The sequence below is a fragment of the Pseudomonas sp. PSE14 genome, from assembly GCF_029203285.1.
Lineage (GTDB): Bacteria > Pseudomonadota > Gammaproteobacteria > Pseudomonadales > Pseudomonadaceae > Pseudomonas.
The window spans coordinates 2,924,545-2,949,761 of record NZ_CP115669.1; the positions used below are offsets into that span (position 1 = coordinate 2,924,545).

A 25,217-nucleotide genomic window follows, 5' to 3' on the forward strand; every position below is an offset into this window, starting at 1 on the left:
AAAAGAACGATTAGAGATACCGCCATGCCTCGCCTTGCCACTGCCCTGAATGGCCATGTGAGCGGCTGCCTGTCCGCCTGCCTGCTCAGTCTGGCCCTCGCGCTCCCGACCGCGCAGGCCGACGATGCGCCGCTGTTTTCCGCTGACGGCTATCGCCTCACCCAGTACCGCAGCCCGACGCCGCCGTCCGCCGACCATGCCACCACCCTCGACACCCACGCCCTGCAGGCGCTGCTCAAGGGCGAACCACAGACCCGTCTGGTGGATGTCTACCGCCGCACCTTCCTCAACGGCCAGTTCGTCGAGGACGAGAAGCACCGCAACCTGCCCGGCAGCCTGTGGCTGGCCAACGTCGGCACCGGCACCCTGGAGCCGCAGTGGCAGGCCTACTTCGAGCAGAATCTCGCTCGCCTGACCGGGGGCGATAGCCAGCGACCGCTGGTGTTCTACTGCCGCTCCGACTGCTGGATGAGCTGGAATGCCATCCGCCGCGCACACGCGCTGGGCTACGCCCGCCTCTACTGGTACCGTGACGGTATCGACGCCTGGGAACAGGCAGGACTGCCCCTGCAGGACGCACAACCGCAACCGCTGAAGTAGCCTGCGACTGCACGCCGCTCGCCACCCATAACGACAACAACGAGGTGTAGGCCATGTACAAGATCCTGATCGCCGACGATCACCCGCTGTTCCGCGAGGCCATCCACAACGTCATCGCCGAGGGCTTCCCCGGCAGCGAAGTGATGGAGACCGCCGACCTCGACAGCGCCCTGGGCCTGACCCAGGAACACGACGATCTCGACCTGATCCTGCTCGATTTGAACATGCCCGGCATGCACGGGCTGAACGGCCTGATGAACCTGCGCAACGAGGCCCCGACCATTCCCGTGGTGATCGTCTCCGCCGAGCAGGACAAGCAGGTGGTGCTGCAAGCCATCACCTACGGCGCGGTGGGCTTCATCACCAAGTCGTCGCCACGGGTGCAGATGACCGAAGCCATCGAGCAGATCCTCAACGGCAACGTCTACCTGCCCTCCGACATCATCCGCACCCAGCAGAGCTCGCCGCGGCGCAGCAACCATGAGGAGCACGGCATCCCGTCGGAGCTGCTGCAGGCGCTGACCCGCAAGCAGCTGCTGGTGCTGGAGCGGATGACCAAGGGCGAGTCGAACAAGCAGATCGCCTACAACCTGGAGATCGCCGAGACTACGGTGAAGGCCCACGTCTCGGCGATCCTGCACAAGCTCAAGGTGCACAACCGCGTGCAGGCCATCCTCAGCGCCAGCGACATCGACTTCTCCGCCTACCTGCGCCGCTGAAGCTCCGGCCCTACATCATTCCCCCGCAAACGAGACGGCTGGCGAACATCGGAAGTTCGCCAACCGCTTTCCGCCGCATGTAGTCCTGATCAGTCGGTACGCTCCAGCAGGTGGCAGAGCGCGGTCTTCAGCTTCATCGGCCTTACCGGCTTGTGCATCAGCATGTGGCCGAGCTCGCGGACCTGCTGCTTGAGCTCGTTGCTGTAGTTGGCGGTGATCATCAGCGCCGGTAGCGGCGTGCCGCGCCGGGCATTGATCGAGGCGACCGCATCGACGCCGTTCAACCCGTCATCCAGGTGGTAGTCGACGATCAGCAGGTCGGATTCGGCGTGGAAGTTGTCCACCTGGCGCGCCAGGTCCTCTTCCGAGAGCGCGGTCACCACCCGACAACCCCAGGTTTCCAGCAGCGTGCGCATGCCGGCGCAGATCGAAGCGTCATTATCCAGCACCCACACCCGCGAGCCGCGCAGGCGCTCCACCAGATCGGCGGCCGGGCGTTCCGGCTCGGGTGCGGCGCGCGCCACACGGCGCGCCAGGGGCACTTCGACGGCGAAGCGCGAGCCCTTGCCGGGCACCGACTCCACCTGGATGCGATGGCCGAGCATCCGCGCGATCTTCTCGACGATGGCCAGGCCCAGCCCGAGGCCGCGATCCTGGTTCGAGCGCTGCACGTCGCCGCGTTTGAACTCCTGGAATATCTCGCCGAGCTTGTCGGCCGCGATGCCGACACCGGTGTCCCAGACCTCGATCCACAGGCTGTGCCGGCGCCGCCGGCAGCCCAGCAGCACACGGCCCGACGGCGTATAGCGGATGGCGTTGGTCAGCAGATTGCGCAAGATGCGCGCCAGCAATTGCATGTCGCTGCGGACCTGGGCGCCACAGGCAACGAAGTCCAGCGCCAGCCCTTCGCTGGCCGCAACCTGGCGGTACTCGGCAGCAAGGTTGTCGAGCAGTTCGCCGACATCGAACGAGGCGATGTCCGGCTTGATCACCCCGGCATCCAGCTTGGAAATCTCCACCAGGGTACCGAGCAAGTTCTCCACGTCTTCCAGCGACTGGCTGATATTGCGCACCAGGGCTTCGCCGCTGCGCTCCTGCAGCGCACTGGTGAACAGCCGCGCGGCATTCAGCGGTTGCAGCAGGTCGTGGCTGACGGCGGCGAGGAACTTGGTCTTCGACAGGTTGGCCTGCTCCGCCTCGCGCTTGGCCTCGCGCAGGCGCGCCTCGACCTGGCTGCGCTCGTCGATCTCGCGCTTGAGCTGGTCATTCAGGCTGGTCAGCTCGGCGGTGCGTTCGCGCACCCGCTGTTCGAGGTTCTGGTAGGCCTGGTGCAGCGCCTCGGCGGTGCGGCGGCGCTCGGTGATGTCGCGGATCAGCACGAACAGCCCGCTCACCGTGCCGTCGGCCTGGCGGTTGGGCACGTAGGAGCGCTGCATGTAGCGCTCCTGCCCGGAGAGATTGGTCTCGGCGATCTCGAAGGTGACGCTCTCGCCCGACAGCGCACGCTCGAAGTACGGCTCCAGGCGCTGGCAATGGTCCTCGCTGTGCACGTCGCGCAGGTTGCGCCCGAGCATCGAGCCGCTGGGCCAGCGGTACCACTCCTCGTAGACCTTGTTGGTGAACTCGTAGTTGAGTTCGGCGCTCAGGTAGGCGATCAGCGCCGGCACCTGGTCGGTGATCAGGCGTATCCAGCGTTCGCTCTCGCGCAGCGCCTCGGCGTTGCGGTAGCGCTCGGTGATGTCGGTGAAGGTGTTGACGAAGCCGCCGGTGGGCAGCGCGTGGGTGCGGATTTCCAGCATGCGGCCATCGAACAGGCGCTGTTCCAGCACGCCTTCCGCACTGCCGTGGCGGGCGCGGCTGCGCGGGGTCAGCAAGGGCAGTTCGCTGTCGGCCATGACCTCGGCGAAAGGCCGGTGCGCCTCGATCGGCGCCAGCCCGCAGAGTTCGAGGAAGCGCCGGTTCCACAACTCCAGCGCGCCATCGGCGCCGACCATGGCCACGCCCTGGGACAGGTTGTCGACGGCGCGCTGCAACAGGTGCGACTTCTGCGCCACCGCCTGTTCGCGGCGGGCCATCTCGCTCTGTTTGATCTCGGTGATGTCGCTGTAGAGCACCACCAGCCCGCCGTCGCGGGTCGGCCGCTCGGTGACGCGCACCCAGCGGTCGTTGCGCAGGCGGTAGAGGGTGTGTTCGTCGTCGCTGCTGCGCTGCTCCTCGACGATCAGCCCGCTGCTCTGTGCCAGCCGGCGTACTTCGGTGAGCCGGGTTCCCGCGCCGACGCGGGCGCGGGTCTGCGCCCAGAAGGCGCGGAAGCGCTGGTTGTAGAGGACGATGCGCTGCTGCGGATCGAACAGCACGAAGGCATCGGAAATGCTCTCGATGGCATCCAGCAGGTGCTGGTGCGCGGTCTCGGCGCGCAGGCGAGCGTCGCTGAGCAGCTGGTTGCTGGATTTCAGCTCGACCATTGCCTCGCTCAGCGCATCGGTGCGCTCGCGCACCTGTTCGGCCAGCACCACCGAGTGCTGGAAGGCGCCGTAGGCGTTGTCGCCACGCGAGGTGGCCGACTCCACGCGTTCGATCAGCGCCGCGTTGATCCGCTGCAGCTTGCGGTTGTCGCGCTCCAGCTCGTCGATGCGGGCGCGCAGCTCAGTGTCCGGCGTTGCCGCGAGGACGGCCAATGGCGACACCGGTGAAGGTCTGGTTGATGTGCATGCCATTGAACTGCTCTCCGTAGGTGTTGAAGCCGATCACCTGCTGGCTTCGGAGAAACTCGGCGGTGGCCTCGGTATCGCCGGCCACTTCCAGCTCCAGGCGGCGCAGGAAGCAGTCGCAGCCGATGGTCAGGAGTGGCGGACCGAGGCGTTCGTGCAGGCGCCGGAACTGTTCCTGCAACCCCGGCAACAGCGGTCCGGTACGCATGGCGGTGAGGACGATGCCGTTCTCCACCGCGCAGTAGAAGGTCAGGCTGAGGTCGTCATTGACCTGCTGGATCGAGCGCACGTAGTACTGGTCGCGCACCCGCACGGCCAGCGGGTGGCTGGGGAACAGGGCGAAATCCAGTTGCTCCAGCGGCACCCCGACCAGGCGGGCGAACTCCAGCGCGGCCGGCTCGGCGTTGAGCTCCAGCACGCGGCGGCTGTCGCTGTCGGCACGGGTGACCACCAGTTTTTCGTCGCTGGGCAGCACGTGGTGGGTGGTGAACACCTCGAAGTCCAGCCAGGTATTGAACAGCACCACCACCGCCGCGCCGGTGTGGAACTGGCCCTGGTAGTAGACGTGGGTGTGGGTCAGGTGGTTGTCGTCGCCGGCCGAGCCGCCGAAATGCGGGATGGCGCCCAGCGCGGCGCTGAGCGCGGCGAGCACCACTTCCTCGCGGCTGGAGAGGCCGTCGAGCAGGGTCAGGGCGAAGCTGTGGTCCTTGATCGGCGCCAGTCCGGCGCTGCGGCAGTCGGCCACCAGCGACTCGACCATCTGCTGCGCGTCGATCAGGCTGAAGCGCTCCATCTCGTCCACCAGCGCACAGGAGATGGCGAAGCTGCGCAGGTCGAAACCCACGGCGGTGATGCAGCCGCGGCCGTAGCCTTGCGGGGTGATCTCCCCGGCGGTGGTGCAACCCACCAGGTCGATGCCGCCGAAATACTGCTCCAGCGCGCCGGCCAGGCCCGGCAGGTCGTACTCGGCCGAGCAGAAGAACAGCACGAAGCCCAGATGCGGATGGATCAGCTGGCGCGCCAGGTCCTGGGCGACTTCCTCGACGTCGCGGGCACTGGACATGCCGCGAACGACCCCTTGTGTTTCGTGCATGGCGTGCGCCTGGTCAGGATATCGACGTTGGCATTCTACGAAGTGGTCGGGGTGCGACCCATGCTACTTGGGGCGTGGTGGGGACCTCCGAAAGTAGTGGGATACCCTCACCGCAGGAGCGGACTCCGTCCGCGATGCTCTTGCTCTTCGTAGGGCGAATAACGCGAAGCGCTATCCGCCGTTTTGGAGTTCGGCATTTCTGCGTCGCTTCGGCATGCGCGAGGACTTTTTGTTTCGCCCCCTCGGGCGAGTCACTTTTCTCAAACGCCAGAAAAGTAACCAAAAGGTCTCGTCCCGACATCCGGGTCCGGCTTCGCCGGACTCCCCTCGCTCCGGTATCGCTCCGAGGGTCGGCGTAGAAGGGCCATCCTTGGCCCTCTACGCCTCTCGCGGCATCCATGCCGCTCGCCCCTCTGCGCAATACCTCCACTCGGCCTCCTGACGGGACTCTGCGCGCGCCTGGAACTTTGGCTGCTTCATGCTGGATCGCTCTTCGTAGGATGGCGTAGAGCGAAGCGAAACCCATCACGGCGGATAACGCTGCGCGCTATTCACCCTACAGGTGTTCATCCTGCAACGTGGGTGCTGTGGCAAGCCTTCGCGGACAAGGGCTAGGCGCCCCCGTCTCTCCTACGGGAGCAGAAGCAGCGCGGAGCAGGACGCTCTGCTTTGGCTGTTGAGGTCTTCCAGAGAAATCTCCTTGTACTCCGAGTGCCCCTTCAGGAGGCCGAGTGGAATCGGAGTTTCAGGGGTTGAGCGGCATGGATGCCGCGAGAGCGTCGTTGGGCCATGGATGGCCCGTCGACGCGGGCCCCTGAAACTTCGATGGAGCGAGGGAACCCCGGCGAAGCCGGGGCCGGATGATGGGGCAGAGACCTTTGCCTACTTTGCGTCGTTTGGCAAAGTAGGTCGCCCGAGGGGGCGAAACAAGAAACATCCGAGCACACAGAAGCGGCGCAGAACACCCAAACGAAAATGACCGCGGACAAGGGTCAGCACCGGGTCATCCCACCGGCCAAAACATCAACGTCACCCCCAACATCCCCGCATAGAACCCCGTCTCCAACGTCTCCGTCCACGGCTGAATCCCTCGCAGCGCGCCGTAGACATGAACCACCGCCATGAACCCCGCCACCGCCGCCAACACCTCGAACGTCGTCACCAACGCCTCCCCCGTCAGCGCCGCCCGCAGCATCAGCCCCTCGACGATCAGGATGAATGCCCCCAGGCAACGCCCGAAGTACGCCGCCAGGTCCGTGTGCTCCGGCAAGGTCCACTGCATCACCCGCGCCCACGTCAGCGGCACGAGGAAGATGGGCAAGGCGAACGCCAGCGTAGTGGCGATGGCTAGAACCAGCAGGTAACTCTGCGCATGCGCGCTCCACAGTCCGATCATGGGAAACCTTCCGTGAGACGAAGAAAAAAGGCGGGCAACCCGAAGGTCGACCCGCCGAAATGGAGCCAAAGGAGTTTGGGGGAGTTACCAGTTGAGCACCGCGCCCACGGCGAAGGTGTCGGTGTCCTCGCTGACGGTGGAGCCCTTGCGGCCGTCGATCTCGTAGACGTTGTACTCGGCCACCAGCTTCAGGTTGTCGTTGATGGTGCGGAAGTAGGCGACGCCCTTGGTCGAGTAGTCGGCAGCGGTGCCCAGGCCGTTGCCGTCGTCGCGGGTTTCGCCGTAGGACAGCGCCATGCGGTTCTTGCCCCAGGTATAGGAGCCCTGCAGCAGCATGCCATTGCTGTCCACTTCGCGCAGCGCGGCTTCGCCGGCGTTGTTGGTGAAGAACGGGTTGATGCCCTTGGCGGTAAAGCCCGAGCCGGTCAGCGAGACGCCGCCCATCTTCGCCTGGATGCCATAGCCCAGGCCCTTGGAGGTGACGTCGTCGACTTCGTCGTTGGTGTTCTTCGAGGTCTGGTAGGCGCCGTTGACCCAGCTGTAGATCTTGGCGCCGGCCAGGTCGAACTGGTAGCTCACCTCGCTCTCGTAGCGCGGGTTGTCCTGGTAGGCCTTATCGTCGAGACCGTCGCTGGCGTCCTTGTCGATCTGGTTGGTGTCGATCGGGTCCATGATGCCGACCGCGACACGCAGGCCGTCCAGCAGGTTGTTGTTGCGGTAGGTGATCTGCGAGGTCGGGAACGGGTACGGGTAACCGGTGCCGATGTTGCCGAAGGACACGCCCTTGCCGTCCACCAGGCCCAGGGTGTCGCTGGCGTTGCCGAAGCCGGCGAGCAGTTCGTCGAGGAAGATGTTGGAGCGCGAGAACAGGCCGAAGTCCTTGCCGATCAGCACCTCGCCCCAGTCTCCGGCGACGTTGCCGTAGAACTGGCGGACGTCGATGGCGGTGTCGGTGCCGTCCTGCTCGCTGTCGTTGATGGTCACCCAGAACGAGGAGCGCCCGGTGAGGGTCAGGTCGTCGACTTTCTTGCCGAAGTTGAAGCCGATGTAGTTCGGCAGGAAGCCCATCTTCACCCGCGACTGGCGGCGGTCGTAGGTTTCGCCGTTACGGTCCACGTCGCTGTTGACGTAGAAGGCGTTGAAGTAACCGTCGGTGGAAAAGGTGGTGTCGTCCTTGTCGTACAGCTTGATGTCGGCGACGGCCGCCTGCAGGAAACCCAGCGCCCCGAGGGAGACCAGGGACAGGGGCAGGAAACGGCGAATGGCGGTGTTGTTCTTGTTCATGACGCGCTCCGCGTGGGTGGTACGACTGCGGTTCAGTCGTGGCGGAGGCGATTATCGAAACGTGCTGGCGCCGCCCATACGCTGCCTTCGGCGCGGTTCGCTGCTGCCTTGGCCGGGGCGTGGGGACTGCTGCGCAAGGCCATGAAACGCCCCGACGGCAGGCCAGGGACCTTGGGCGGAACCGGTAGCGGCACTTTGGGGGCAGCCCGTTTGGAGGCGGACAAAAGTCGCAGGAAGGCCTCCGTCACGACGGGGCCCGGAGGTGTCACAAGGATGAGGTCAGGTGCGGTTGGCGAGCAGCCACCAACCGCCGCTGGCAGCCAGCAGCTCTGTGTGGGCTGCCTTGAGGTTGGCGCGGGTCAGGCGGCGTGCGGCGTTGATCAGATGTTCGTGGTGATCGTCGGCGACACCGGCGAGGCGGTCCTGCCAGGCGTCGACGGGGCCTGCCAGGGTGGCGGCCAGACTCTGCAGGTGCTGTTCGGAAATGCCATCCAGCAGCGCAGCATCAAGGAAGTCCTGCAAGTGCTGCAGCAACTCGTCAGGGCCTGCGTGGGGCGATTGCACGGCAAACAGCACGCCACGCCAACCGGCAACCTGGCGGAAGCCGCAGTACAGCGCATAGCCCAGGTTCAGTTCGCCGCGCATACGCTGATGGAAGCCGGGCTCCAGCACACGGGCGAGCAGCCGCCAACGGGACTCGATGGCCGCGTCCCGATCGGGCACGGGGCAGAACAGCAACAGAGCCGCTTCCCCCCCGCCCGCCCCGCGCTGCCAGTGGCGCCCGCCGGGCAGCGCAGGAGGAAGTAGCGGCTCGGCGGCACGCGCGCCGGGCACCGGGGCGTTTGTCGGAAGCGTTGCGTGCTGCTCCAGCAGATCCCAGCGGGCAACCGCCCAGTCGGGAGCTGCCATGGCGTTTCCCGCCAGGGCCGAGGGCAATGCGGCGAGCAACTGGCGTATCGGCAACTCGGCGGCCTGACGCTGGCGCTCACGCTGAAGCAGACGCTCGCCCTGCTGCAGTACCGCCGAAGGTGGCTGTTGTAACACCCTCAACGCCTCGACCAAGGGCTCGTCCAGCCGGTCGACCGGTCCGCTTACCGAGAGGGCCCAGTCGGCGCCCTCCTCCTCAAGCCGCAACGCCACACCGCGCAACCGCGCCTGGCCAACGAGTGGCCGCAAGGCCAGGCGCATGGCGAGGAAGTAGCTGCGGCAAGGGCGCGCCGGGAAACGCCAGCGCAGGTGCAGCGCGCCCGCCTTGGCAGTGCTGGTTGGCAAAGGCGCAGGAAAGCGCCAGGAGTGTGATCCCGGAACAACGCTTTGCAGGCTCGCTTCGGCGAGCATCAGCGGGAAGCCGGCGACCTCGACCGGCAGCCCCTCGATATCCGGCGCCACCAGCAGGCGAATCATCGGCGCCCTGGCGAGCCTTTCCAGCCAATTGGCGTCCGCAGCAGCCGGCAGGCCACGCACACGCAGGCGCAGTTGCTCAAGCGCGGGCAGGCTCTGGAAGTTCCCCAGGCTGTCCGCGCCGCATTCGTACGAGGCCCGAAGCCAATCGAGAAACGCGGCCTCCACCACGGCGGCGGCACCGACATCCGCCAACTCGAAGGTCACCGCCAGCAGCGCTTGTTCCTGGGCGCGATAGACGACTCTCAGGCTGGCCTCATCCGCCACCCCACGCTCGCCCAGCCAGGCCAACAGGCTGCCGGGAGAGTCGTCGCCAAGGCGCTCACCCAGATTTTCCAGGGCCTGCTCGGCGCAGGCATCCAGGCCATCGAGCACGAGCGCGAGCACCAGGCGCGGGGCTCCGGGCAGTTGCAGGGCGAGCGAGTCCTGGATCAGCGGCAGCAACGGCGGCGCGGCTTCGCGCACCGTCGCGGGTTGCGCCGGCCAGCCCAGGCAATCCCGCTCGGCCAGTGCCTGCAGCGCATCCAGCGACTGCGGGCCGTGCAACCACAGTTCCATATTGCCGGGATGATAGTGCTCGCGATGGAAGTGAGTCAGTGCGTGCTGGAAAGCCTCGCTCTCCACCGGAAGGCTGGCACGTCGGCCGGCCACGAAGCGTCGCAGCGGATGATCCTTGGCAACGGCGGCGGCCAAGGCCGCATCGATCAAGGTGCCGGCATCCGCCGAGCGGGCGATGTACTCGGCCTCCAGGACTTCGCGCTCGCTCAGTTGCGCGGCCTGATCGAGCAACGGCCGGGCCAGCATGTCCACGAGACGCGCCAGTCCATCGCCCAGATCGTTGGGCGCCACTTCGAAGAAATAATCGGTGGTGCGCGCCTGGGTGCTGGCATTCAATCGCCCGCCGCGCCCCTGCACCCAGGGCATCAGCCGCTGCGCCGAACGGTGGTTCGCGCTATCGAGAAACAGCAGGTGTTCGAGGAAATGCGCAAGCCCCGGAAAATCCTCCGGCTCGTCATGACTCCCCGCTGCGACCCGCGCCAGGGCGGCGGCCTTCGGCGAATCCGGCGCATGCACGAGCACGACGCGCAGGCCGTTGGCCAGGCGCAACTCTCGTGTCGGGGCGGAAACGGCGGTCATTTCGCTGACGGGCTCCGGTGGCGGTACAACTGTCGCCACCTTAGCGGCATTGCAGGGGAAGAAAAATACTTCCTTGGGCAGGGTGCAGTCTTGCCATGCGCGGCGCCCCTCCGCCGTCATCGCAGGAAGGGTGCGATGTTCTCCAGGGCACGGCTGACGTAGAACTCCTTCTCCCCCACCGGCGCGGCATGGAACAACACGCCCCGCGCCGCCTCGACATCCGCCAGGCGGGCGATGAACCAGGCCGCCAGGTACTGCGAGGACAGGCACCCGCCAGCCGTCGCCACGTTGCCCTTGGCGGTGAACGGCTGGTTGATCACGGCGATGCCCGCTTCCTCCACCCAGGGCTTGGTGACCAAGTCGGTGCAGGCAGGAACGCCGTCCAGCAGGCCGAGTCTGGCGAGGATGAGCGTCCCCGAGCATTGCGCACCCAGCAGCTGCCGCGCTGGGTCGAAGCGGAGCCGCGACATCAGTTCGGGTGTGGCCACCACGTCGCGCGTATTGACTCCGCTGCCCACCAGCACCGCATCCGCCTGGCAGGCGTCCTCCAGGGTGGCCTGCGCCTCCAGCGCTAGCCCGTTCATCGAGCGCACCGAGCGTTCGGGGCTGGCGATGGAGACCCGCCAGTTCGGGCGCTTCACGCGATTGAGCAGATTGAAGGCGATCAGGGAGTCCAGTTCGTTGAACCCTTCGAAGGTCACAATGGCGATGTGCATGGCTACCTCGCACGATCTCGGCGGTGGGGCGGATATGCGCCCTGCTCCTGGCATCCCGCTCTTTGGCGGGCACGAAAGAATGCGGGCCTGCGTCAAGTAGGCCCGTATTCCTTGTACTCCAATGTCTGCTATCGCGACATCAATGGCGATAGCGTGCAGCAGGCGTACTCAGCGACAGGTTGGGCATCAGCTTCTGGCGCGCCGCCTCGTAGTCGTTCAGGTCGGCAATCTCCGGAAGGGCCGGAATGGTGGCGAATTCGCCCTGGTCGAAGCCGGCCAGCGCCGCATCCACCATGTCTTCGGCCTTCATCACGATGGCCTCCGGCAGATACTCCAACGGAGTTCCCGCCACGCCCCAGAAATCGGTAGCCGTCGCGCCGGGCAGTACCACCTGCACCCTGACGTTCTTGTCCGCCAGCTCATGATGCAGGGATTGGCTGAACGCCAGGACGAACGCCTTGGAGCCGCCATACACACCGTTCAGCACCTCCGGGGCGATGGCGACGATGGACGCGATGTTGATCAGGGTGCCGCCACCCCGGGCGACGAAACCCGGCACCGCCGCATAGGTCAGGCGAGTCAGCACGTTCACGTTGAGCGTGAGCAGCTCTTCCAGTTTGTCGACATTGGATTCCAGCAGCGGCCGGGTCGCGCCGACGCCGGCATTGTTCACCAGCAGGGAGATGCTGGCATCGGTCCTGAGCAGCTCTTCGACCCGCGCCAGGTCGGACCTGTCGGCCAGGTCGGCGACCACCACCTCGACGGAGCGACCGGTTTCGTCGCTCAGGCGCTGGGCCAGGGCATTCAGGCGGCCGCGATTGCGGGCGACCAGGATCAGGTCATGGCCACGGCGGGCCAGGCGCTCGGCATAGATGGCGCCAATGCCGGAGGATGCACCGGTGATCAGGGCGGTGCCGGGATGGGACTGGGTCATGTCGGTTCTCCAGGTTGGGGGGTACTGGAGATCAGGATGCGACGGCTTGGCGATATCTCAAATGACGTATAAGGTAGTGATTCAGGACATAGGAGTATCGACTATGCATCGCATCGGCTACTTGCTGACTGACGGTTTCCAGGTGCTCTCCCTGGCCACCCAGACAGTCTTCGAATTCGCCAACCTGGTCGCCGGGGAGCCGTTCTACAGCGTCGAGAACTTCTCCCCGGCCGGCGGCCTGGTGTGCTCCTCCCTGGGGCTTGCCGTGGAAACCCGCCCCCTGCAGGCGCCGGGGCTGGCCGATACCTGGATAGTGGTCGGGGTCAACGATCCCGTCACCAGCGAGACGCCTACCGCCGTGCTCGACTTCGTGCGCCGGGCTGGCGGCCAGGCGCGGCGTACCGTCGGCGTCTGCACCGGCGGCTTCATTCTCGCCGAGGCGGGCCTGCTGGCCGGGCGCCGCGCGACGACCCACTGGGCCTACGCCCAGGCGCTGCACAAGCGCCATCCGGACATCACCGTCGAGGACGACCGCATCTACATCGTCGACGGCCCTATCTGGACCTCGGCGGGCATGACCGCCGGGCTCGACCTCGCCGTCGGCATGGTGGAGAAGGACCTGGGCGCGGACGTGGCCCGCTCGGTGGCGCACAAGCTGGTGATGCACCAGCACCGCTCCGGCGGACAGTCGCAGCACTCGGAAATGCTCGACCTCGCGCCCAAGTCGGACCGTATCCAGAGCGCCCTGAACTACGCGCGCAACCACCTGAGCCGCCCGCTCAGCGTCGAGGAGCTGGCGGACTTCGTGCACCTGAGCCCGCGCCAGTTCACCCGCGTATTCACTGCCGAAACAGGGCAATCCCCGGCCAAGGCCATCGAGGGACTGCGCCTGGAAGCCGCCCGGCTGATGATCGAACAGAGCCGCCACTCCCTGGACGTAGTGGCACGGGAAGCCGGCTTCCGCGATCGTCGCCACCTGCGCGAAGCCTTCATCCGCGGCTTCGGCGTACCCCCGCAGGCGGTACGCCGCGATGCTCGCCGGGTGATGGCCGACCGGCCTGGGGCTGCTGAATCCGGGGCGTAATGGGCCGAGCACGAAGCTGCGCCCAGAGAGTTCAACACAATCGTCCAAGACAACCGCCCGGCGCGCACGATACTTGCCAGCTCAACGAAAAACCCACGAGGAGCCGGGATGAACCGTAACGATCTGCGCCGCGTCGACATGAACCTGCTGGTGATCTTCGAGTCGCTGATGTTCGAAAGGAATCTGACCCGCGCCGCCGAAAAGCTCTTCCTCGGCCAGCCCGCCGTGAGCGCCGCGCTGGCCCGCCTGCGCGACCTCTTCGACGACCCGCTGCTGGTGCGCAACGGCAAGGGCTACGAGCCCACACAGCGTGCCCTGGCGATCCTCCGTGAACTGCAGCCGGCCATGGACACCATTTCCAGCGCCGTCAGCCGCGCCCGTGAGTTCGACCCGGCGACCAACCGCGACACCTTCCGCATCGGCCTGTCCGATGACGCCGAGTTCGGCCTCTTTCCGCAATTGCTCAGGCAGATCCGCGAGGAAGCACCGGACGTGGTCGTGGTGGTGCGGCGGGTGAACTTCCTGTTGATGTCGGCGATGCTGGCCTCGGGGGAAATCTCCGTCGGCGTCAGCTACACCACCGAGCTGCCGGCCAACGCCAAGCGCCGCAAGCTGCGCGACATGAAGGCCAAGGTGCTGCGCGGCGACGATCGTCCCGAGGCGCTCACCCTGGATGACTTCAGTGAGCGCCCCCATGCGCTGGTGTCGTTCTCCGGCGACCTGTGCGGCAACATCGACAACGACCTGGCCAGAGTCGGACGCACTCGCCGCGTGGCGCTGGCGGTCCCGCAGTTCAGCGGCCTGCGCTCGATACTGCCGGGCACCGAGCTGCTCGCCTGCGTCCCGGATTATGCGGCGGCGGCTCTCATCGATGGCAGTCGCCTGCGTGCCGACGACCCGCCCTTCCCCATCGCCACCTCGGAGCTGTCCATGGTCTGGGGCGAAGTCACCGACAACGACCCCGCCGAGCGCTGGCTGCGCAACAAGATCGTCGAACACATGGCCGAGCCGGGGGCCTGAGGGTCAGCGCCGCAACGCGTCTTCAAGAAAGGCGATGAACGCCCTGATGCGACTGGAACCCCGGTGGTTGGGCAGGTACAGCGCATTGATCAGGCAGCTGGCGCCACCTGGGCTTGCGTCATAGCCGGCCAGTACGCGCGTCAGGCGTCCCTGGCGCACGTCCTCGGCGACCAGCCAGTCCGCCAGCAGGGTCAGGCCGGCACCTGAGAGCGCGGCCTCGCGGAGTATCTCGGCGTTGTTGCTCTGCAGGCGCCCCTGCACGTTGATCGCAAAGCTCTCCACGTCATCGCGCAGCACCCAGTTCGGCGGCGCGCTGTCGTAATCGAAGCACAGGCATTGGTGCTCCAGCAGGTCGTGCGGATGGGTGGGAACGCGGGTACGCGCCAGGTACTCGGGGCTGGCCACCACCCAGCGCTCGAAGCGCCCCACGGGCTTGCTGATGATGTCGTCGTTCGCCAGGCTCGAACCCAGGCGGACCGAGACGTCGATCCGTTCCTTCAGCAGGTCGGTCATCTGGTCGCTCAGGGAAAGGCTGACTTCCAGTTCGGGATGCTGCGCCAGGAAGCGCCCGATGTGCGGCGCGATGATCCGCCGGCCGAACTCCACCGGCATGCTGACCCGCAGGCGTCCCCTGGCCTCGCTGCCACGGTCGAAAATGGCGCCGTCCGCCTCGGCCAGCGCATCGAGGATGCTCACGGCCTTTTCGTAGTACCCCAGGCCGACTGCGGTTGGGCTGTTCTGCCGCGTGGTGCGATTGAGCAGCGCGGCGCCCAGTTCGGCTTCGAGGCCAGCGACCTGGCGGGCCACCGAGGAAGTCGCTACGCCCAGCCGGCGTGCCGCGGCGGAGTAACCGCCACAGCGTACGGTTTCGACGAACATGGTGAGGGCCAGCAGTTTGTCCATGGCAGAACTCCCGGATCGGCGCCAAGGCTCGACATCTGACTTCCGAGCCTAGGCAGCCGAGCCTCAGTTGACTTGCACGTCTGTGCTCTTCTTCATGTTCGAATGCAACAGGAACAGCAGCAGCGCCAGGGCCGGGAACAGTGCGGACAAACCTGAGAAGGATGCCCAGCCCAGGTGTTCGTAGAGCGGGCTGGCGATCAGCGAACCGAAGGCCCCGCCGACGAAGATGCTGGTCATGTACACGGCGTTCAGGCGTGCCCGGCTGTTCGGGTCGAGGGCGTACACCTCGCGCTGGCCGAGCACCATGTTCAGTTGCACGGCGAAGTCCAGCAGCACCGCGGCGACTACCATCCAGACCCAGCCGGCGCCCGGCAGTGCACCGGCCAGAAGCGACAGCGGAGCCAGCAGCAAGGCGACGGTGGTACCGCGGAGGCCATGCCCGGCGTCGGCCAGTCGGCCGGCGATGGGGGCGGCAACGGCGCCCACCGCGCCGACCAGGGCGAAGAGCGCCACCTGGTTCTGGCTGAAGCCGTGCTGGCGGACGAGCTCGATCGGGGCGATGGTCCAGAAGCTGCTGAAGCTGGCAAACAGCAGCCCCTGATAGAGCGAGCGCTCGCGCAGCACCGCGTGGCGGCGAGCCAGGGCGAACACCGAGGCGATCAGCGCGGCATAGCTGGCCTGGTGCGCCGGGACCCGGCGCGGCAGCACCCGCCCCATCACCACGGCCATCACCGCCATCAGCACTGCTGCGCTGTAGAACACACCGCGCCAGCCGAAGGCTTCGGCCAGGGTGCTGGCCAGCGGGCGCGACAGCAGGATGCCCAGCAGCAGGCCGCTCATGATGTTGCCCACGACGCGGCCCCGGGAGGCTTCCGGGGCCATGTGCGCGGCCAGCGGCACGAGGATCTGCACGGCCACCGAGGTCAGGCCGATCAGCAAGGAGCTGACGAGGAACAGCGAAGGCGTACGGCTCAGCGCGGCGGCGGCCAGGCACAGCGCCACGGCCAGGGTGAAGCCCACCAGCAGCCGGCGGTTCTCCAGCAGGTCGGCCAGCGGAACCAGGAACAGCAGACCCAGGGCATAGCCGAACTGGGTCAGGGAAACGATCAGGCTGGCATGTGCGGTGGAGAGACCGATGGAGGGCGCGATCATCTCCACGATCGGCTGGGCGTAGTAGAGATTGGCGACGACCGCGCCACAGCAGAAGGCGAGAAAGATCACCAGGGCCGTGGACAGCGTCGGCGTTGCGTTGACGGAAATGGAGTCGGGATCGGCCGTAGCGGAATTGGCAAAGGACATGGTGGCACCTCATGGGGGTGATTCGAGAGTGAGGACGCCAGACTAGAGCGCGCCACCGTGGTCCGGAATCCGGCGGCCAGGCAACACAGCGATGCACAGCACGCAACGCTGCCCGGCATTGCCATTCGCGCAAAACGGCATTGCGCGCGGAGGCGATACCGTCGCCGCGCAATGGCTGCCTACCATGTCGTTCCAAGCACCGGGCCGCCCGCCGGCCATGAGCGTTCAGAAGGAAGCCCCCATGCAGCCCATCACTCTGGCGAACGTCCTCCGCGCCGCGCCCGGAGCAGCGCTTGAAACACCATTGCAACTGGCGGGTTGGAGGTGTCGCGAATGAAGCGCAAGACGCTCTGGAGCGGCGCCCTGGCCGTAGCCGTCATTGGAGCGGCCTGCGCCGGCGTGCTCATGTGGCGGCCCGCCATCGCTCCCCTCGCCCAGCTGGCAGTCGCCGCCCCGGAACAGATCCGCCGAGGCGCGCAGGTCGTAGAGGCCGGGGACTGCGCCGTCTGCCATACCCGCCCCGGTGGCGCCTATCTGGCCGGCGGTCTGCCGTTGGTCACGCCCTTCGGCACCCTCTACAGCACCAACATCACCCCCGATCCGCAGACCGGCATCGGCCAGTGGTCGTACGACGCCTTCGAGCGCGCCATGCGCAAAGGCATTGCCCGCGATGGCCATTTCCTTTATCCCGCCTTCCCCTACGTGCACTACCGGCGGATGAGCGACGACGACCTGCGCGATGCCTACGCCTACCTGATGAGCGGGCCGCCGGTGGATGCACCGGCCAGGGAGAACCAGATGAATTTCCCGATGAATCTGCGGCCCCTGGTGTCCTTCTGGAACCTGCTGTTCCTGCGCGGCGAACCCGCGCCGACCGACGCCAGCCGTTCGGCGCAGTGGAACCGTGGCCGTTATCTGGTGGAAGGCGCCGGGCACTGCGCAGCCTGCCACTCCCCGCTGAACCTGCTGGGCGCGGAGAAATCCGCGCAGCGCATGGCCGGTGGCATCGTGGATGGCTGGGAAGCTCCGTCGTTGCTGGGAATGGCCAAGGCGCGCAATCCCTGGAGCAGCCCGCAATTGATCGCTTATCTGCGCGGCGACGTGGCGGCGGGACACGGCGCGGCTGCCGGCCCCATGCGTCCGGTCAGCGAGGGGTTGGGCAATCTGCCCGCAAGCGACGTGGAGGCCATCGCCGATTATCTGCTGAGCCTGGAGGGAGCCACTGCCGCCCTCCCCGCCGGCAATGCGCAAGCGGCTGCCGAGCCGGACTCGAAGGCGCCTGGCGCGGCACTGTTCCAGGCGTCCTGCGCCGGCTGTCATGGCGAGGCCGCGCCGATGCGCGCCATCGACGCCCGCCCGGCGCTGGCCCGAACCTCGGCGCTGCGCGCGGCGAGCCCGCGCAACTTCCTCAAGACCGTACTCGAAGGTCTTCCCCCCATCCCGGGGCAGCCCGGCCCGCAGATGCCCCCGTTCGCCGACAGCCTCGACAACCGCCAGCTCGCCGAACTCGCCGCCTACCTGCGCGCAGGCGCCGAGCCTGGCCAGCCCTGGGCCGATCTTGCCACGACCATCGACGCCCTGCGCCAGGAGGCGCCATGACCCTTCTGACCCTGAACGTGAATGGCACGCTGCACAAACTCGACATCGACCCCGACATGCCGCTGCTCTACGCCTTGCGCAACCAGCTCGGCCTCAACGGTGCCAAGTACGGCTGCGGCCTGGGCCAGTGCGGCGCTTGCACCGTACTGGTCGACGACAAGCCGGTGTTTTCATGCCTGACACCCTGCCTCGGCCTGGAGGACAAGCGCATTCGCACTGTGGAAAGTCTGGGCAGTGCCGAGCATCCGGGGCCGCTGCAGCGGGCCTTCATCGACGCCCAGGCGGCGCAGTGCGGTTACTGCATCGCCGGCATGCTGATGCGCGCCCAGGCCCTGCTGGAGCGCGAGCCGCACCCTGACGAGGCGACGATTCGTGCGCACATGGCCAGCAACCTGTGCCGCTGCGGCACGCATCTGCGGATCATCCAGGCCATTCGTGCCGTCGCCGGCCAAGGGGGCGCAGCATGAAAGCCGATGCCGAAATCGATCCCGGCCGCCGCGCCTTCCTGCGCGACGGAGCCCTGCTGGTGGCGTTCTCACTGCTTCCGGGCGCGCGCCATGCGCTGGCCGACACCGAGGTGGATACCCTCGGCACCCAGGTGCTGGCGCCGGACCTCCCCGGCAGCCTGCGCACCAATCCCTTTCTCGATGCCTGGATTCGCGTGGATGCCCAGGGCATCACCGTCTACACCGGCAAGGTCGAGCTGGGTACGGGGGTCAAGACCGCCCTCTTGCAGATCGCCGCCGAGCGCCTGGAGGTTGCGCCAACGGCGATCCGCCTGCTCACCGCGGATACCGCCCTCACCCCCAACGAAGGCTATACCGCCGGCAGCCACAGCATCTTCGACAGCGGCACGGCGCTGTTCAACGCGGCGGCCCAGGTCCGGCAGTTGTTGCTGGAGTCGGCGGCCCGGCACTGGAGCGTCGAGCCCGGCAGCCTGATCACCCGTGACGCGCAGATCATCGGCCCAACGGGACAACGCATGGAGTACTTCGAGGCCGTGGCCGGGGTCGACCTGCATCGCTATGCCCAACCGAAGTCGCCGCCGAAATCGGCCGACAGCTTCCAGGTGATCGGGCAATCCCTGGCGCGCCTGGACATTCCGGCCAAGGTCAGCGGCGGCGCGGCGTTCGTCCATGACCTGCGCCTGCCGGGCATGCTGCATGCTCGGGTGATCCGCCCGCCCCGCCCCAGCTGCCGTCTGGAGCGCTTCGACGCCGACGCCGTACAGGCCCTGCCCGGAGTAGTGAAGGTGGTGCGCGACGGCAACTACCTGGCGGTGGTCGCACGCGACGAGTGGCAAGCAGTCAAGGCCATGCGCGCCGGGTATGAGCAGGCGGCCTGGAGCGGTGGCGACACCCTGCCGGAGGCGCGCCATATCCACGAACTGCTCACCCGCCTGCCGTCGCGGCTCTACCCGATCCGCCAAACCGGCAGCCTTGCCGCGCAACCGGGCCAGGGCTTCAAGGCACGGGTCACCAAGCAGTACCTGATGCACGGCTCCATCGGCCCGTCCTGCGCAGTGGCCTGGTTCAAGGACGGGCTGTTGACGGTCTGGACCCACACCCAGGGCGTCTATCCATTGCGTGCCGGCATCGCCGAGATGCTCGGCCTGCCCCCTGGGCGAGTGCGCTGCATCCATAGCGAAGGCGCCGGTTGCTACGGCCACAACGGCGCCGACGATGCGGCTGCCGACGCCGCGCTGATCGCCATGCAGGTGCCCGGCCAGCCGGTCCGGGTGCAGTGGATGCGCGAACAGGAAAATCTCTGGGAGCCTTACAGCTCGGCGATGCTCACCCAGGTGCAGGCCAGCCTGGATGCCGATGGCCGGCTGCAGGACTGGAACTACGAGCTGTGGACCACGCCGCACAACGAACGCATCGTCAACGCGGGCCGGCTGATCCCCGCACGCCTGCTGGCCAAACCCTTCGCCTCGGCACCCTCGGTACCCATCGCGCAACCGGAGGGCGACGGCGACCGCAATGCGGTGCCGTTGTATCGCCTGGCTTCCACGCGCATCGACATGCACTTCGTCACCCAGATGCCCTTCCGCACCTCGGCCATGCGCTCCCTGGGCGCGCACATCAACGTGTTCACCATCGAGGCCTGCATCGATGAACTGGCCAAGCGTGCCGGGAGCGACCCGGTCAGCTTCCGCCTGGCGCACCTGGACGACCCGCGTGCCCGCGCCGTGGTGGAGCGCGTGCGCGATGCCTTCGGCTGGCCGCGCAAGGCCAGCGTGCCGGGGACGGGCATCGGTTTCGCCTTTGCCCGCTACAAGAACATCATGGGTTACTGCGCGATCGCCGTGCAGCTGCGGGTGCATCCGCAGACCGGAGACATACGGGTGGACCGGGTGGTGACGGCCGTCGACGTCGGACAGATCGTCAACCCGGACGGCCTGCGCAACCAGGTAGAGGGCGGCATCGTGCAGTCAACCAGCTGGAGCCTGTTCGAAGCGGTGGACTATGACTCGGAAGGGGTTCGCAGCTACGACTGGAGCGGCTATCCCATCCTGCGTTTCCCGCAGTTGCCCCAGCAGGTCGAGGTCCATCTGCTCGACCAGCCCGGCCAGCCCTTCCTCGGTGCCGCCGAGATCGTCCAGGGGCCGATGGCTGCCGCGCTGGGCAACGCCGTGGCCGATGCCACCGGGCAGCGGCCCTTGCGCCTTCCCCTCGCGCGCAGGGAAACGGCAGTCTGAAACGGCACCCGCGCCCCGCCATCACGGGGTGCGGGTGCCGCTCAGATGGGGCAGCAGGTCAGAAGGCGAAGCAGGAGCAGCCGAAGGCGCCCCAGAAGCCCTGGAAGTCACTCACCGGCACGTTGGACTGGCGCGCCCGCTCGTGGCTGTGCGCATGCACGGCGCAGGCGCCGACGCATTGGTGCACCTGGGCGGTGAGCGGCGCGGCGGGCTTCCAGTGACCCGGTACCCGGCTTACCGGCGACCAGTCCGGCAGCACCGGCAATTGCGGCGGGCCGAGTTTTTCGAACTCGGCGGCGGCATACACCACCTTGCCATCGACCACGGTCAGCACCGACTCGATCCACTTGATGGCTTCCTCCTCGACGCTGAAGAAGTCCTCCGACAGCGCCACCAGATCGGCCAGCTGGCCCACCTTGATCTGGCCCTTCTTGCCCTGTTCGGTGGAGAACCAGGCGCTGCCGTGGGTGAACAGCTCCAGCGCAGTGGCGCGCGGCAGGCCCTGCGGGTACAGCTCCATGCCACCTACGGTCTTGCCGCTGACCATCCAGTACAGCGAGGTCCAGGGGTTGTAGCTGGAGACGCGGGTGGCATCGGTGCCGGCGCCTACCGGGACGCCTTCGCTGAGCATGCGCTGGATCGGCGGCGTGGCCTGGGCGGCCTGCTTGCCGTAACGGTCGACGAAGTATTCGCCCTGGAAGGCCATGCGGTCCTGGATGGCGATGCCGCCGCCCAGCGCCCGAACGCGCTCGATGTTCTGCGGCGTGATGGTCTCGCAGTGGTCGAAGAACCAGTGCAGGCCATTGAACGGAATGTCGCGGTTGACCTTCTCGAACACGTCGAGCATGCGCGAGATGGATTCGTTGTAGGTCGCATGCAGGCGGAACGGCCAGCGCTGTTCGGCCAGGTGGCGCACCACCGGCTCCAGCTCCTGTTCCATGGTCTGCGGCAGGTCCGGGCGCGGTTCGAGGAAGTCCTCGAAGTCGGCGGCGGAGAACACCAGCATCTCGCCGGCACCGTTGTGGCGGAAGAAGTCGCTGCCGTCGCCCGGCTTGACGATCTTGCTCCAGTTCTGGAAGTCCTGGAGTTCTTCCTTGGGCTTCTGGGTGAACAGGTTGTAGGCGATACGCACGGTGAGCTGGCCCTGCTTGGCCAGTTCCTGGATCACCTGGTAGTCGTCCGGGTAGTTCTGGTAGCCGCCACCGGCGTCGATGGCACTGGTCAGCCCGAGGCGGTTCAGCTCGCGCATGAACTGGCGGGTGGAATTGACCTGGTATTCCAGCGGCAGCTTCGGTCCCTTGGCCAGGGTCGCATAGAGGATGGTCGCGTTGGGCCGGGCGATCAGCATGCCGGTGGGTTCGCCGTTGCCGTCGCGGACGATCTCGCCGCCGGGCGGGTTCGGCGTGTCCCTGGTGTAGCCCACGGCCTTGAGCGCGGCGCGGTTGAGCAGCGCGCGGTCGTAGAGGTGGAGGATGAACACCGGGGTGTCCGGCGCCGCGCGGTTGATCTCTTCCAAAGTGGGCATGCGCTTCTCGGCGAACTGGAATTCGTTCCAGCCGCCCACCACCCGCACCCACTGCGGCGTGGGCGTGCGCTCGGCCTGGTCCTTGAGCATGCGCAGGGCGTCGGCCAGGGACGGCACGCCTTCCCAGCGCAGTTCCAGGTTGTAGTTCAAACCGCCACGGATCAGGTGCAGGTGCGAGTCGTTGAGGCCGGGGATGACCGTGCGCTGCTTGAGGTCGATGGCCTGGGTGGCGTCGCTGCGCAGGCTCATGATTTCGGCATCGCTGCCCACGGCAATGAATTTGCCGTCGGTGATGGCCACGGCGGTGGCCGTGGGTTTCTCACGGTCGACCGTGTGGAAGCGGCCGTTGAACAGGATCAGATCGGCTTTCATGGCGTTTCTCGATGGGTTGGCGAAGGATGTACCCGGCAGGGCGGACCAGAGAACGCCCGCCGCGCCCAGTACGGAACTGGAGGCCAGGAAGCGGCGACGGCTCTTGCTGGTAGGGTCTTCGTTCATTGCGTTCCTCCGGCACTCAGCCAGTTGGCGAACAGGCGCGTCGCTGCCGGCATGAACAGGTAAACCACCAGCAGCACGATGCTGGCGGTGATCACGACGTTGCTGGCCAGGTAACCGCCCAACCAGGGCTGCAGCCTGAACAGCGGACGCCAGAGCAGCGGCACCAGCAGCGACAGCGGCAGGATCACCAGAAAGGTCACGCAGGCCTGCTTCCAGCGCGGCGATGGGGGCGCCTGGCGTGGGGTGAACCAGAACTCGGCGTCGTTCTGGATCAGCGGATGGTCGCCCTCCTCCAGCAACGCCTGCACTTCACCGATCAGTGCAGCACGCTCGGTCGAATCGATCCAGGCCTGTAGCTGATCGGCCCGGGCGAAGCGCACCACGGTGGTGAACAGGGAATCGCAGCCGTCCGGGCGGATCACGTTGACGCCCAGGTGGCCGGGCCAGCGTTGCGCAGCCTTGACCGTCCGGCGCAACCAGGCTTCGTACTCGGGCAGCGACTCGCCGCGCACCTTGTGCTGGATCACCAGCGTCACCACGCTGTTCAGGTCGATAGCATTGGTGCTCATGTGCGTACCGTGGGCGCGTCCGTCGATGGGCTCACTATGTCGTGGCCCGTCATGCCGGGATTGGACGCATGTGCTGCGCCCGCATGACCCCGCAATTACCCGCGTTAACCAGGATTAACCCGCTTTAACTGGCCGCCCGCGCCCGCCTCCCCAACCATCTGCTCATGGCAATTGGATTAGGGAGAACGATGATGCTGCAGACCGCCACCACGCAGGCCACTGTCGGGCAATCGGTACGGGGGCTTGCCCCCTGGCAATGCAAGCGCGCCCTGGAACTGTTGCTGGAGCATCTGGACGAAGGCATCGACGTCTCCACCGTGGCCAACGCCTGCGCCCTGTCGCGCAGCGACTTCAGCCGCAAGTTCAAGGTCAGCACCGGGGATTCGCCACAGGCGTGGTTGCGTCGGCAGCGGGTGGAGAAAGCCAAGCGACTGCTGGCCGAGGCGCGCCTTCCGCTGGCGGAAATAGGACTGGAGTGCGGGTTCTGCGACCAGGCTCACTTCTGCCGGATCTTCACCCGCATGGAAGGGATCACGCCGCTGAGCTGGCGGCGCCTGGCGGGCTGAGCACGTAAGCGCGGGCGGTGTTGGGAATCCGGTAGGCCAGCCCGCCCTCGCCCTGCTCCACCATCAGCAGCGACTTGTCCGCCAGTTGGCGCACCGCGGCGAAGATGCATTCGGGGCGCAGCCGGGAGCCATCGAGCATGGCCACCGCCGCCTCGAGGGTGAACCTGTCCTTCTTGCGCGCCAGCAGGCGCAGGCAAAGCTGCTCGCTGGTGCTGAGCTGGCCGAAGCTCCAGTCGTAGGTCGCCCGCAGGCTCTGTTGACGCGCCGGCGCCGTACGCCGCCCGGGCATCTGCAGCGGATAGGGGGTGTCGAGCAGCGCCGCCAGCTCAGTGAGGCCGAGTACGCCCACCTGCCGCGCCGCCATCTCGATGGCCAATGGGATGCCATCCAGGCACCGGCAGATATCGACGATCGACTGCACCTGTGGCCGGCGCAGTTGCAAGCGCGGCGAGACTTCACGCGCCCGCTGGATGAACAGCTGCACGGCCGAACAGGCCAGAACCTGCGCCATGGGCAGATCGTCCCGCTCGGGCACTTCCAGCGCCGGCAGGCGCAGCAGGTGCTCGCCCTCGGCCCGCAACGGCTCGCGGCTGGTGGCCAGCACGTGCAGCCCCCGGTGCAGGCGCAGCAGGTGCTCGATGGCTTCGGCGCAGACGTCGACCAGGTGCTCGCAGTTGTCGAGCAGCAGCAGGGTGGGTTGCTCGCTGGGCTCGCCAAGCATCCGCGCCAGGGTATGGTGCAGCGATACGCCGTCGGGGTCCGACGACAAATCGAGGAAGTGGGTCTGGGCGAACTGCGTGCGCGCCAGCTCGGCGGCACGGATCGCCGTGGAAGTCTTGCCCATGCCGCCGGGCCCGACCAGCGTCAGCAGACGGACGCGGGGCAGTTGCGTGAGCAACTGCTGGATCAGCTCGTCGCGCCCCACCAGCCCCATCAGCATGACCGGCAGGTTGCACAGCGGAGCTTCGCGAACCGGCAGCGTCGCCGACTCCCGCAGGGTCTCGACCACGCCGACGAAGCCGTAACCGCGCAGAGGCACGTTGGCGATGTAGCGCTCACCGGTCCGCCCCTCGCCGAGCGCGCGGCGCAGTGCGGCGATGTGCACCCGCAGGTTGATTTCCTCGACCACGGTCGAGCCCCAGACCTGGGCAATGATGGCGTCCTTGCCGATGATTTCGCCCGGGTGTTCGATCAGCACCTGGAGGATGTCCAGTGCGCGGCTGCCGATGCGTACGGGGCGGTCGTCCTGCAGCAGCTGGCGCTTGTAGGGATGGAAGCGGAAGCGCCCGAACTGCAGGACGGTATCGGTGCTGGAGTCTGTGTTTGCGCTCATCTGCCATTCATCTCTTGAGTCGGTACATCGCTCCGGGGCCAGGCGCCGGAGCGATACCGCAACAGTCGGGCGGATGCTTCGTGTCGAGGTACTGGAAATACTGGTGCCGTGCAGGTGACCACGCAATTC

General features: G+C 66.9%; 20 protein-coding genes. 8 read left to right on the forward strand and 12 right to left on the reverse strand.

All coding sequences use genetic code 11. The features are described 5' to 3' along the window. Positions 1-24: 24 nt before the first annotated feature. Both O6P39_RS13450 and agmR read left to right on the forward strand, forming a co-directional pair. Positions 25-600, forward strand: coding sequence for a PQQ-dependent catabolism-associated CXXCW motif protein (locus O6P39_RS13450; RefSeq protein WP_275611812.1), 576 nt, complete (start codon positions 25-27; stop codon positions 598-600). 53 nt (positions 601-653) lie between these two features. Beyond that, on the forward strand, positions 654-1,319 hold the full coding sequence (gene agmR / locus O6P39_RS13455) for a response regulator AgmR (protein WP_275611813.1): 666 nt from the start codon (positions 654-656) through the stop codon (positions 1,317-1,319). An 89-nt stretch (positions 1,320-1,408) separates the two neighbouring features. Here the strand turns inward: agmR and nahK are convergent, their stop codons facing one another. The 7 genes from nahK to O6P39_RS13490 all read right to left on the reverse strand — a co-directional run bounded on the left by nahK (position 1,409) and on the right by O6P39_RS13490 (position 11,991). Next, positions 1,409-4,036 carry a hybrid sensor histidine kinase/response regulator NahK/ErcS' gene (nahK, locus tag O6P39_RS13460; protein WP_275611814.1) on the reverse strand — a complete coding sequence of 876 codons (2,628 nt, stop codon included), beginning with the start codon at positions 4,034-4,036 and terminating at the stop codon, positions 1,409-1,411. Beyond that, the gene (gene nosP / locus O6P39_RS13465) at positions 3,966-5,123 is read right to left on the reverse strand and encodes a nitric oxide-sensing protein NosP (RefSeq protein ID WP_275611815.1); all 1,158 of its coding nucleotides are present in this window, start codon (positions 5,121-5,123) and stop codon (positions 3,966-3,968) included. The genes nahK and nosP overlap by 71 nt, the downstream gene beginning before the upstream one ends. Positions 5,124-6,126: 1,003 nt before the next feature. Continuing rightward, a complete protein-coding gene (locus tag O6P39_RS13470; RefSeq protein WP_275611816.1) occupies positions 6,127-6,519 on the reverse strand; it encodes a hypothetical protein in 393 nt (130 codons plus the stop codon). An 84-nt stretch (positions 6,520-6,603) separates the two neighbouring features. Next, a complete protein-coding gene (locus O6P39_RS13475; protein ID WP_275611817.1) occupies positions 6,604-7,803 on the reverse strand; it encodes a porin in 1,200 nt (399 codons plus the stop codon). 279 nt (positions 7,804-8,082) lie between these two features. Continuing rightward, positions 8,083-10,341, reverse strand: a complete 2,259-nt coding sequence (pqqF, locus tag O6P39_RS13480) for a pyrroloquinoline quinone biosynthesis protein PqqF (protein ID WP_275611818.1) — start codon at positions 10,339-10,341, stop codon at positions 8,083-8,085. 116 nt (positions 10,342-10,457) lie between these two features. Further along, entirely contained in the window at positions 10,458-11,057 is a 600-nt protein-coding gene (locus tag O6P39_RS13485) for a DJ-1/PfpI family protein (protein ID WP_275611819.1), read from the reverse strand. A 139-nt stretch (positions 11,058-11,196) separates the two neighbouring features. Then, positions 11,197-11,991, reverse strand: a complete 795-nt coding sequence (locus O6P39_RS13490; protein WP_275611820.1) for an SDR family oxidoreductase — start codon at positions 11,989-11,991, stop codon at positions 11,197-11,199. Positions 11,992-12,094: 103 nt separating this feature from the next. Here O6P39_RS13490 and O6P39_RS13495 point away from each other — a divergent pair, with 103 nt between their 5' ends. Continuing rightward, positions 12,095-13,075: a GlxA family transcriptional regulator gene (locus O6P39_RS13495; protein ID WP_275611821.1), complete on the forward strand. Its 981-nt coding sequence runs from the start codon at positions 12,095-12,097 to the stop codon at positions 13,073-13,075. Positions 13,076-13,183: 108 nt separating this feature from the next. Next, the gene (locus tag O6P39_RS13500) at positions 13,184-14,095 is read left to right on the forward strand and encodes a LysR substrate-binding domain-containing protein (protein WP_275611822.1); all 912 of its coding nucleotides are present in this window, start codon (positions 13,184-13,186) and stop codon (positions 14,093-14,095) included. Positions 14,096-14,098: 3 nt separating this feature from the next. On the opposite strand, the gene O6P39_RS13505 is transcribed toward O6P39_RS13500, so the two are convergent. Further along, the gene (locus O6P39_RS13505; RefSeq protein ID WP_275611823.1) at positions 14,099-14,998 is read right to left on the reverse strand and encodes a LysR family transcriptional regulator; all 900 of its coding nucleotides are present in this window, start codon (positions 14,996-14,998) and stop codon (positions 14,099-14,101) included. A 63-nt stretch (positions 14,999-15,061) separates the two neighbouring features. Next, positions 15,062-16,297, reverse strand: coding sequence for an MFS transporter (locus O6P39_RS13510; RefSeq protein WP_275611824.1), 1,236 nt, complete (start codon positions 16,295-16,297; stop codon positions 15,062-15,064). A gap of 333 nt (positions 16,298-16,630) precedes the next feature. Between O6P39_RS13510 and O6P39_RS13515 the strand changes: the two genes are divergently transcribed. From O6P39_RS13515 to O6P39_RS13525, 3 genes are read left to right on the forward strand one after another with little or no spacing between them, the layout of a single operon-like run. Continuing rightward, the gene (locus O6P39_RS13515) at positions 16,631-17,896 is read left to right on the forward strand and encodes a c-type cytochrome (RefSeq protein ID WP_275611825.1); all 1,266 of its coding nucleotides are present in this window, start codon (positions 16,631-16,633) and stop codon (positions 17,894-17,896) included. After that, positions 17,893-18,363 carry a (2Fe-2S)-binding protein gene (locus tag O6P39_RS13520; RefSeq protein ID WP_275611826.1) on the forward strand — a complete coding sequence of 157 codons (471 nt, stop codon included), beginning with the start codon at positions 17,893-17,895 and terminating at the stop codon, positions 18,361-18,363. The genes O6P39_RS13515 and O6P39_RS13520 overlap by 4 nt, the downstream gene beginning before the upstream one ends. Beyond that, complete coding sequence (locus O6P39_RS13525) at positions 18,360-20,597, forward strand: molybdopterin cofactor-binding domain-containing protein (RefSeq protein ID WP_275611827.1); 2,238 nt, start codon at positions 18,360-18,362, stop codon at positions 20,595-20,597. Before O6P39_RS13520 ends, O6P39_RS13525 begins: the two co-directional genes overlap by 4 nt. A gap of 58 nt (positions 20,598-20,655) precedes the next feature. On the opposite strand, the gene O6P39_RS13530 is transcribed toward O6P39_RS13525, so the two are convergent. Further along, positions 20,656-22,494 carry an amidohydrolase gene (locus tag O6P39_RS13530; protein ID WP_275611947.1) on the reverse strand — a complete coding sequence of 613 codons (1,839 nt, stop codon included), beginning with the start codon at positions 22,492-22,494 and terminating at the stop codon, positions 20,656-20,658. A gap of 122 nt (positions 22,495-22,616) precedes the next feature. Then, on the reverse strand, positions 22,617-23,189 hold the full coding sequence (locus O6P39_RS13535) for an antibiotic biosynthesis monooxygenase (protein ID WP_275611828.1): 573 nt from the start codon (positions 23,187-23,189) through the stop codon (positions 22,617-22,619). A 191-nt stretch (positions 23,190-23,380) separates the two neighbouring features. Between O6P39_RS13535 and O6P39_RS13540 the strand changes: the two genes are divergently transcribed. After that, on the forward strand, positions 23,381-23,755 hold the full coding sequence (locus O6P39_RS13540) for a helix-turn-helix transcriptional regulator (RefSeq protein ID WP_275611829.1): 375 nt from the start codon (positions 23,381-23,383) through the stop codon (positions 23,753-23,755). Here the strand turns inward: O6P39_RS13540 and O6P39_RS13545 are convergent. Then, positions 23,721-25,088 carry a winged helix-turn-helix domain-containing protein gene (locus O6P39_RS13545; protein WP_275611830.1) on the reverse strand — a complete coding sequence of 456 codons (1,368 nt, stop codon included), beginning with the start codon at positions 25,086-25,088 and terminating at the stop codon, positions 23,721-23,723. The two genes, O6P39_RS13540 and O6P39_RS13545, sit on opposite strands and share 35 nt — an antisense overlap. Between the last annotated feature and the right edge of the window lie 129 nt (positions 25,089-25,217).

Bases quoted from the DNA above. Each gene is read 5' to 3' on its own strand.
- O6P39_RS13450 (WP_275611812.1), top strand. From the start codon at position 25: ATGCCTCGCCTTGCCACTGCCCTGAATGGCCATGTGAGCGGCTGCCTG.
- agmR (WP_275611813.1), top strand. From the start codon at position 654: ATGTACAAGATCCTGATCGCCGACGATCACCCGCTGTTCCGCGAGGCC.
- nahK (WP_275611814.1), bottom strand. From the start codon at position 4,036: ATGGCATGCACATCAACCAGACCTTCACCGGTGTCGCCATTGGCCGTC.
- nosP (WP_275611815.1), bottom strand. From the start codon at position 5,123: ATGCACGAAACACAAGGGGTCGTTCGCGGCATGTCCAGTGCCCGCGAC.
- O6P39_RS13470 (WP_275611816.1), bottom strand. From the start codon at position 6,519: ATGATCGGACTGTGGAGCGCGCATGCGCAGAGTTACCTGCTGGTTCTA.
- O6P39_RS13475 (WP_275611817.1), bottom strand. From the start codon at position 7,803: ATGAACAAGAACAACACCGCCATTCGCCGTTTCCTGCCCCTGTCCCTG.
- pqqF (WP_275611818.1), bottom strand. From the start codon at position 10,341: ATGACCGCCGTTTCCGCCCCGACACGAGAGTTGCGCCTGGCCAACGGC.
- O6P39_RS13485 (WP_275611819.1), bottom strand. From the start codon at position 11,057: ATGCACATCGCCATTGTGACCTTCGAAGGGTTCAACGAACTGGACTCC.
- O6P39_RS13490 (WP_275611820.1), bottom strand. From the start codon at position 11,991: ATGACCCAGTCCCATCCCGGCACCGCCCTGATCACCGGTGCATCCTCC.
- O6P39_RS13495 (WP_275611821.1), top strand. From the start codon at position 12,095: ATGCATCGCATCGGCTACTTGCTGACTGACGGTTTCCAGGTGCTCTCC.
- O6P39_RS13500 (WP_275611822.1), top strand. From the start codon at position 13,184: ATGAACCGTAACGATCTGCGCCGCGTCGACATGAACCTGCTGGTGATC.
- O6P39_RS13505 (WP_275611823.1), bottom strand. From the start codon at position 14,998: ATGGACAAACTGCTGGCCCTCACCATGTTCGTCGAAACCGTACGCTGT.
- O6P39_RS13510 (WP_275611824.1), bottom strand. From the start codon at position 16,297: ATGTCCTTTGCCAATTCCGCTACGGCCGATCCCGACTCCATTTCCGTC.
- O6P39_RS13515 (WP_275611825.1), top strand. From the start codon at position 16,631: ATGAAGCGCAAGACGCTCTGGAGCGGCGCCCTGGCCGTAGCCGTCATT.
- O6P39_RS13520 (WP_275611826.1), top strand. From the start codon at position 17,893: ATGACCCTTCTGACCCTGAACGTGAATGGCACGCTGCACAAACTCGAC.
- O6P39_RS13525 (WP_275611827.1), top strand. From the start codon at position 18,360: ATGAAAGCCGATGCCGAAATCGATCCCGGCCGCCGCGCCTTCCTGCGC.
- O6P39_RS13530 (WP_275611947.1), bottom strand. From the start codon at position 22,494: ATGAAAGCCGATCTGATCCTGTTCAACGGCCGCTTCCACACGGTCGAC.
- O6P39_RS13535 (WP_275611828.1), bottom strand. From the start codon at position 23,189: ATGAGCACCAATGCTATCGACCTGAACAGCGTGGTGACGCTGGTGATC.
- O6P39_RS13540 (WP_275611829.1), top strand. From the start codon at position 23,381: ATGCTGCAGACCGCCACCACGCAGGCCACTGTCGGGCAATCGGTACGG.
- O6P39_RS13545 (WP_275611830.1), bottom strand. From the start codon at position 25,088: ATGAGCGCAAACACAGACTCCAGCACCGATACCGTCCTGCAGTTCGGG.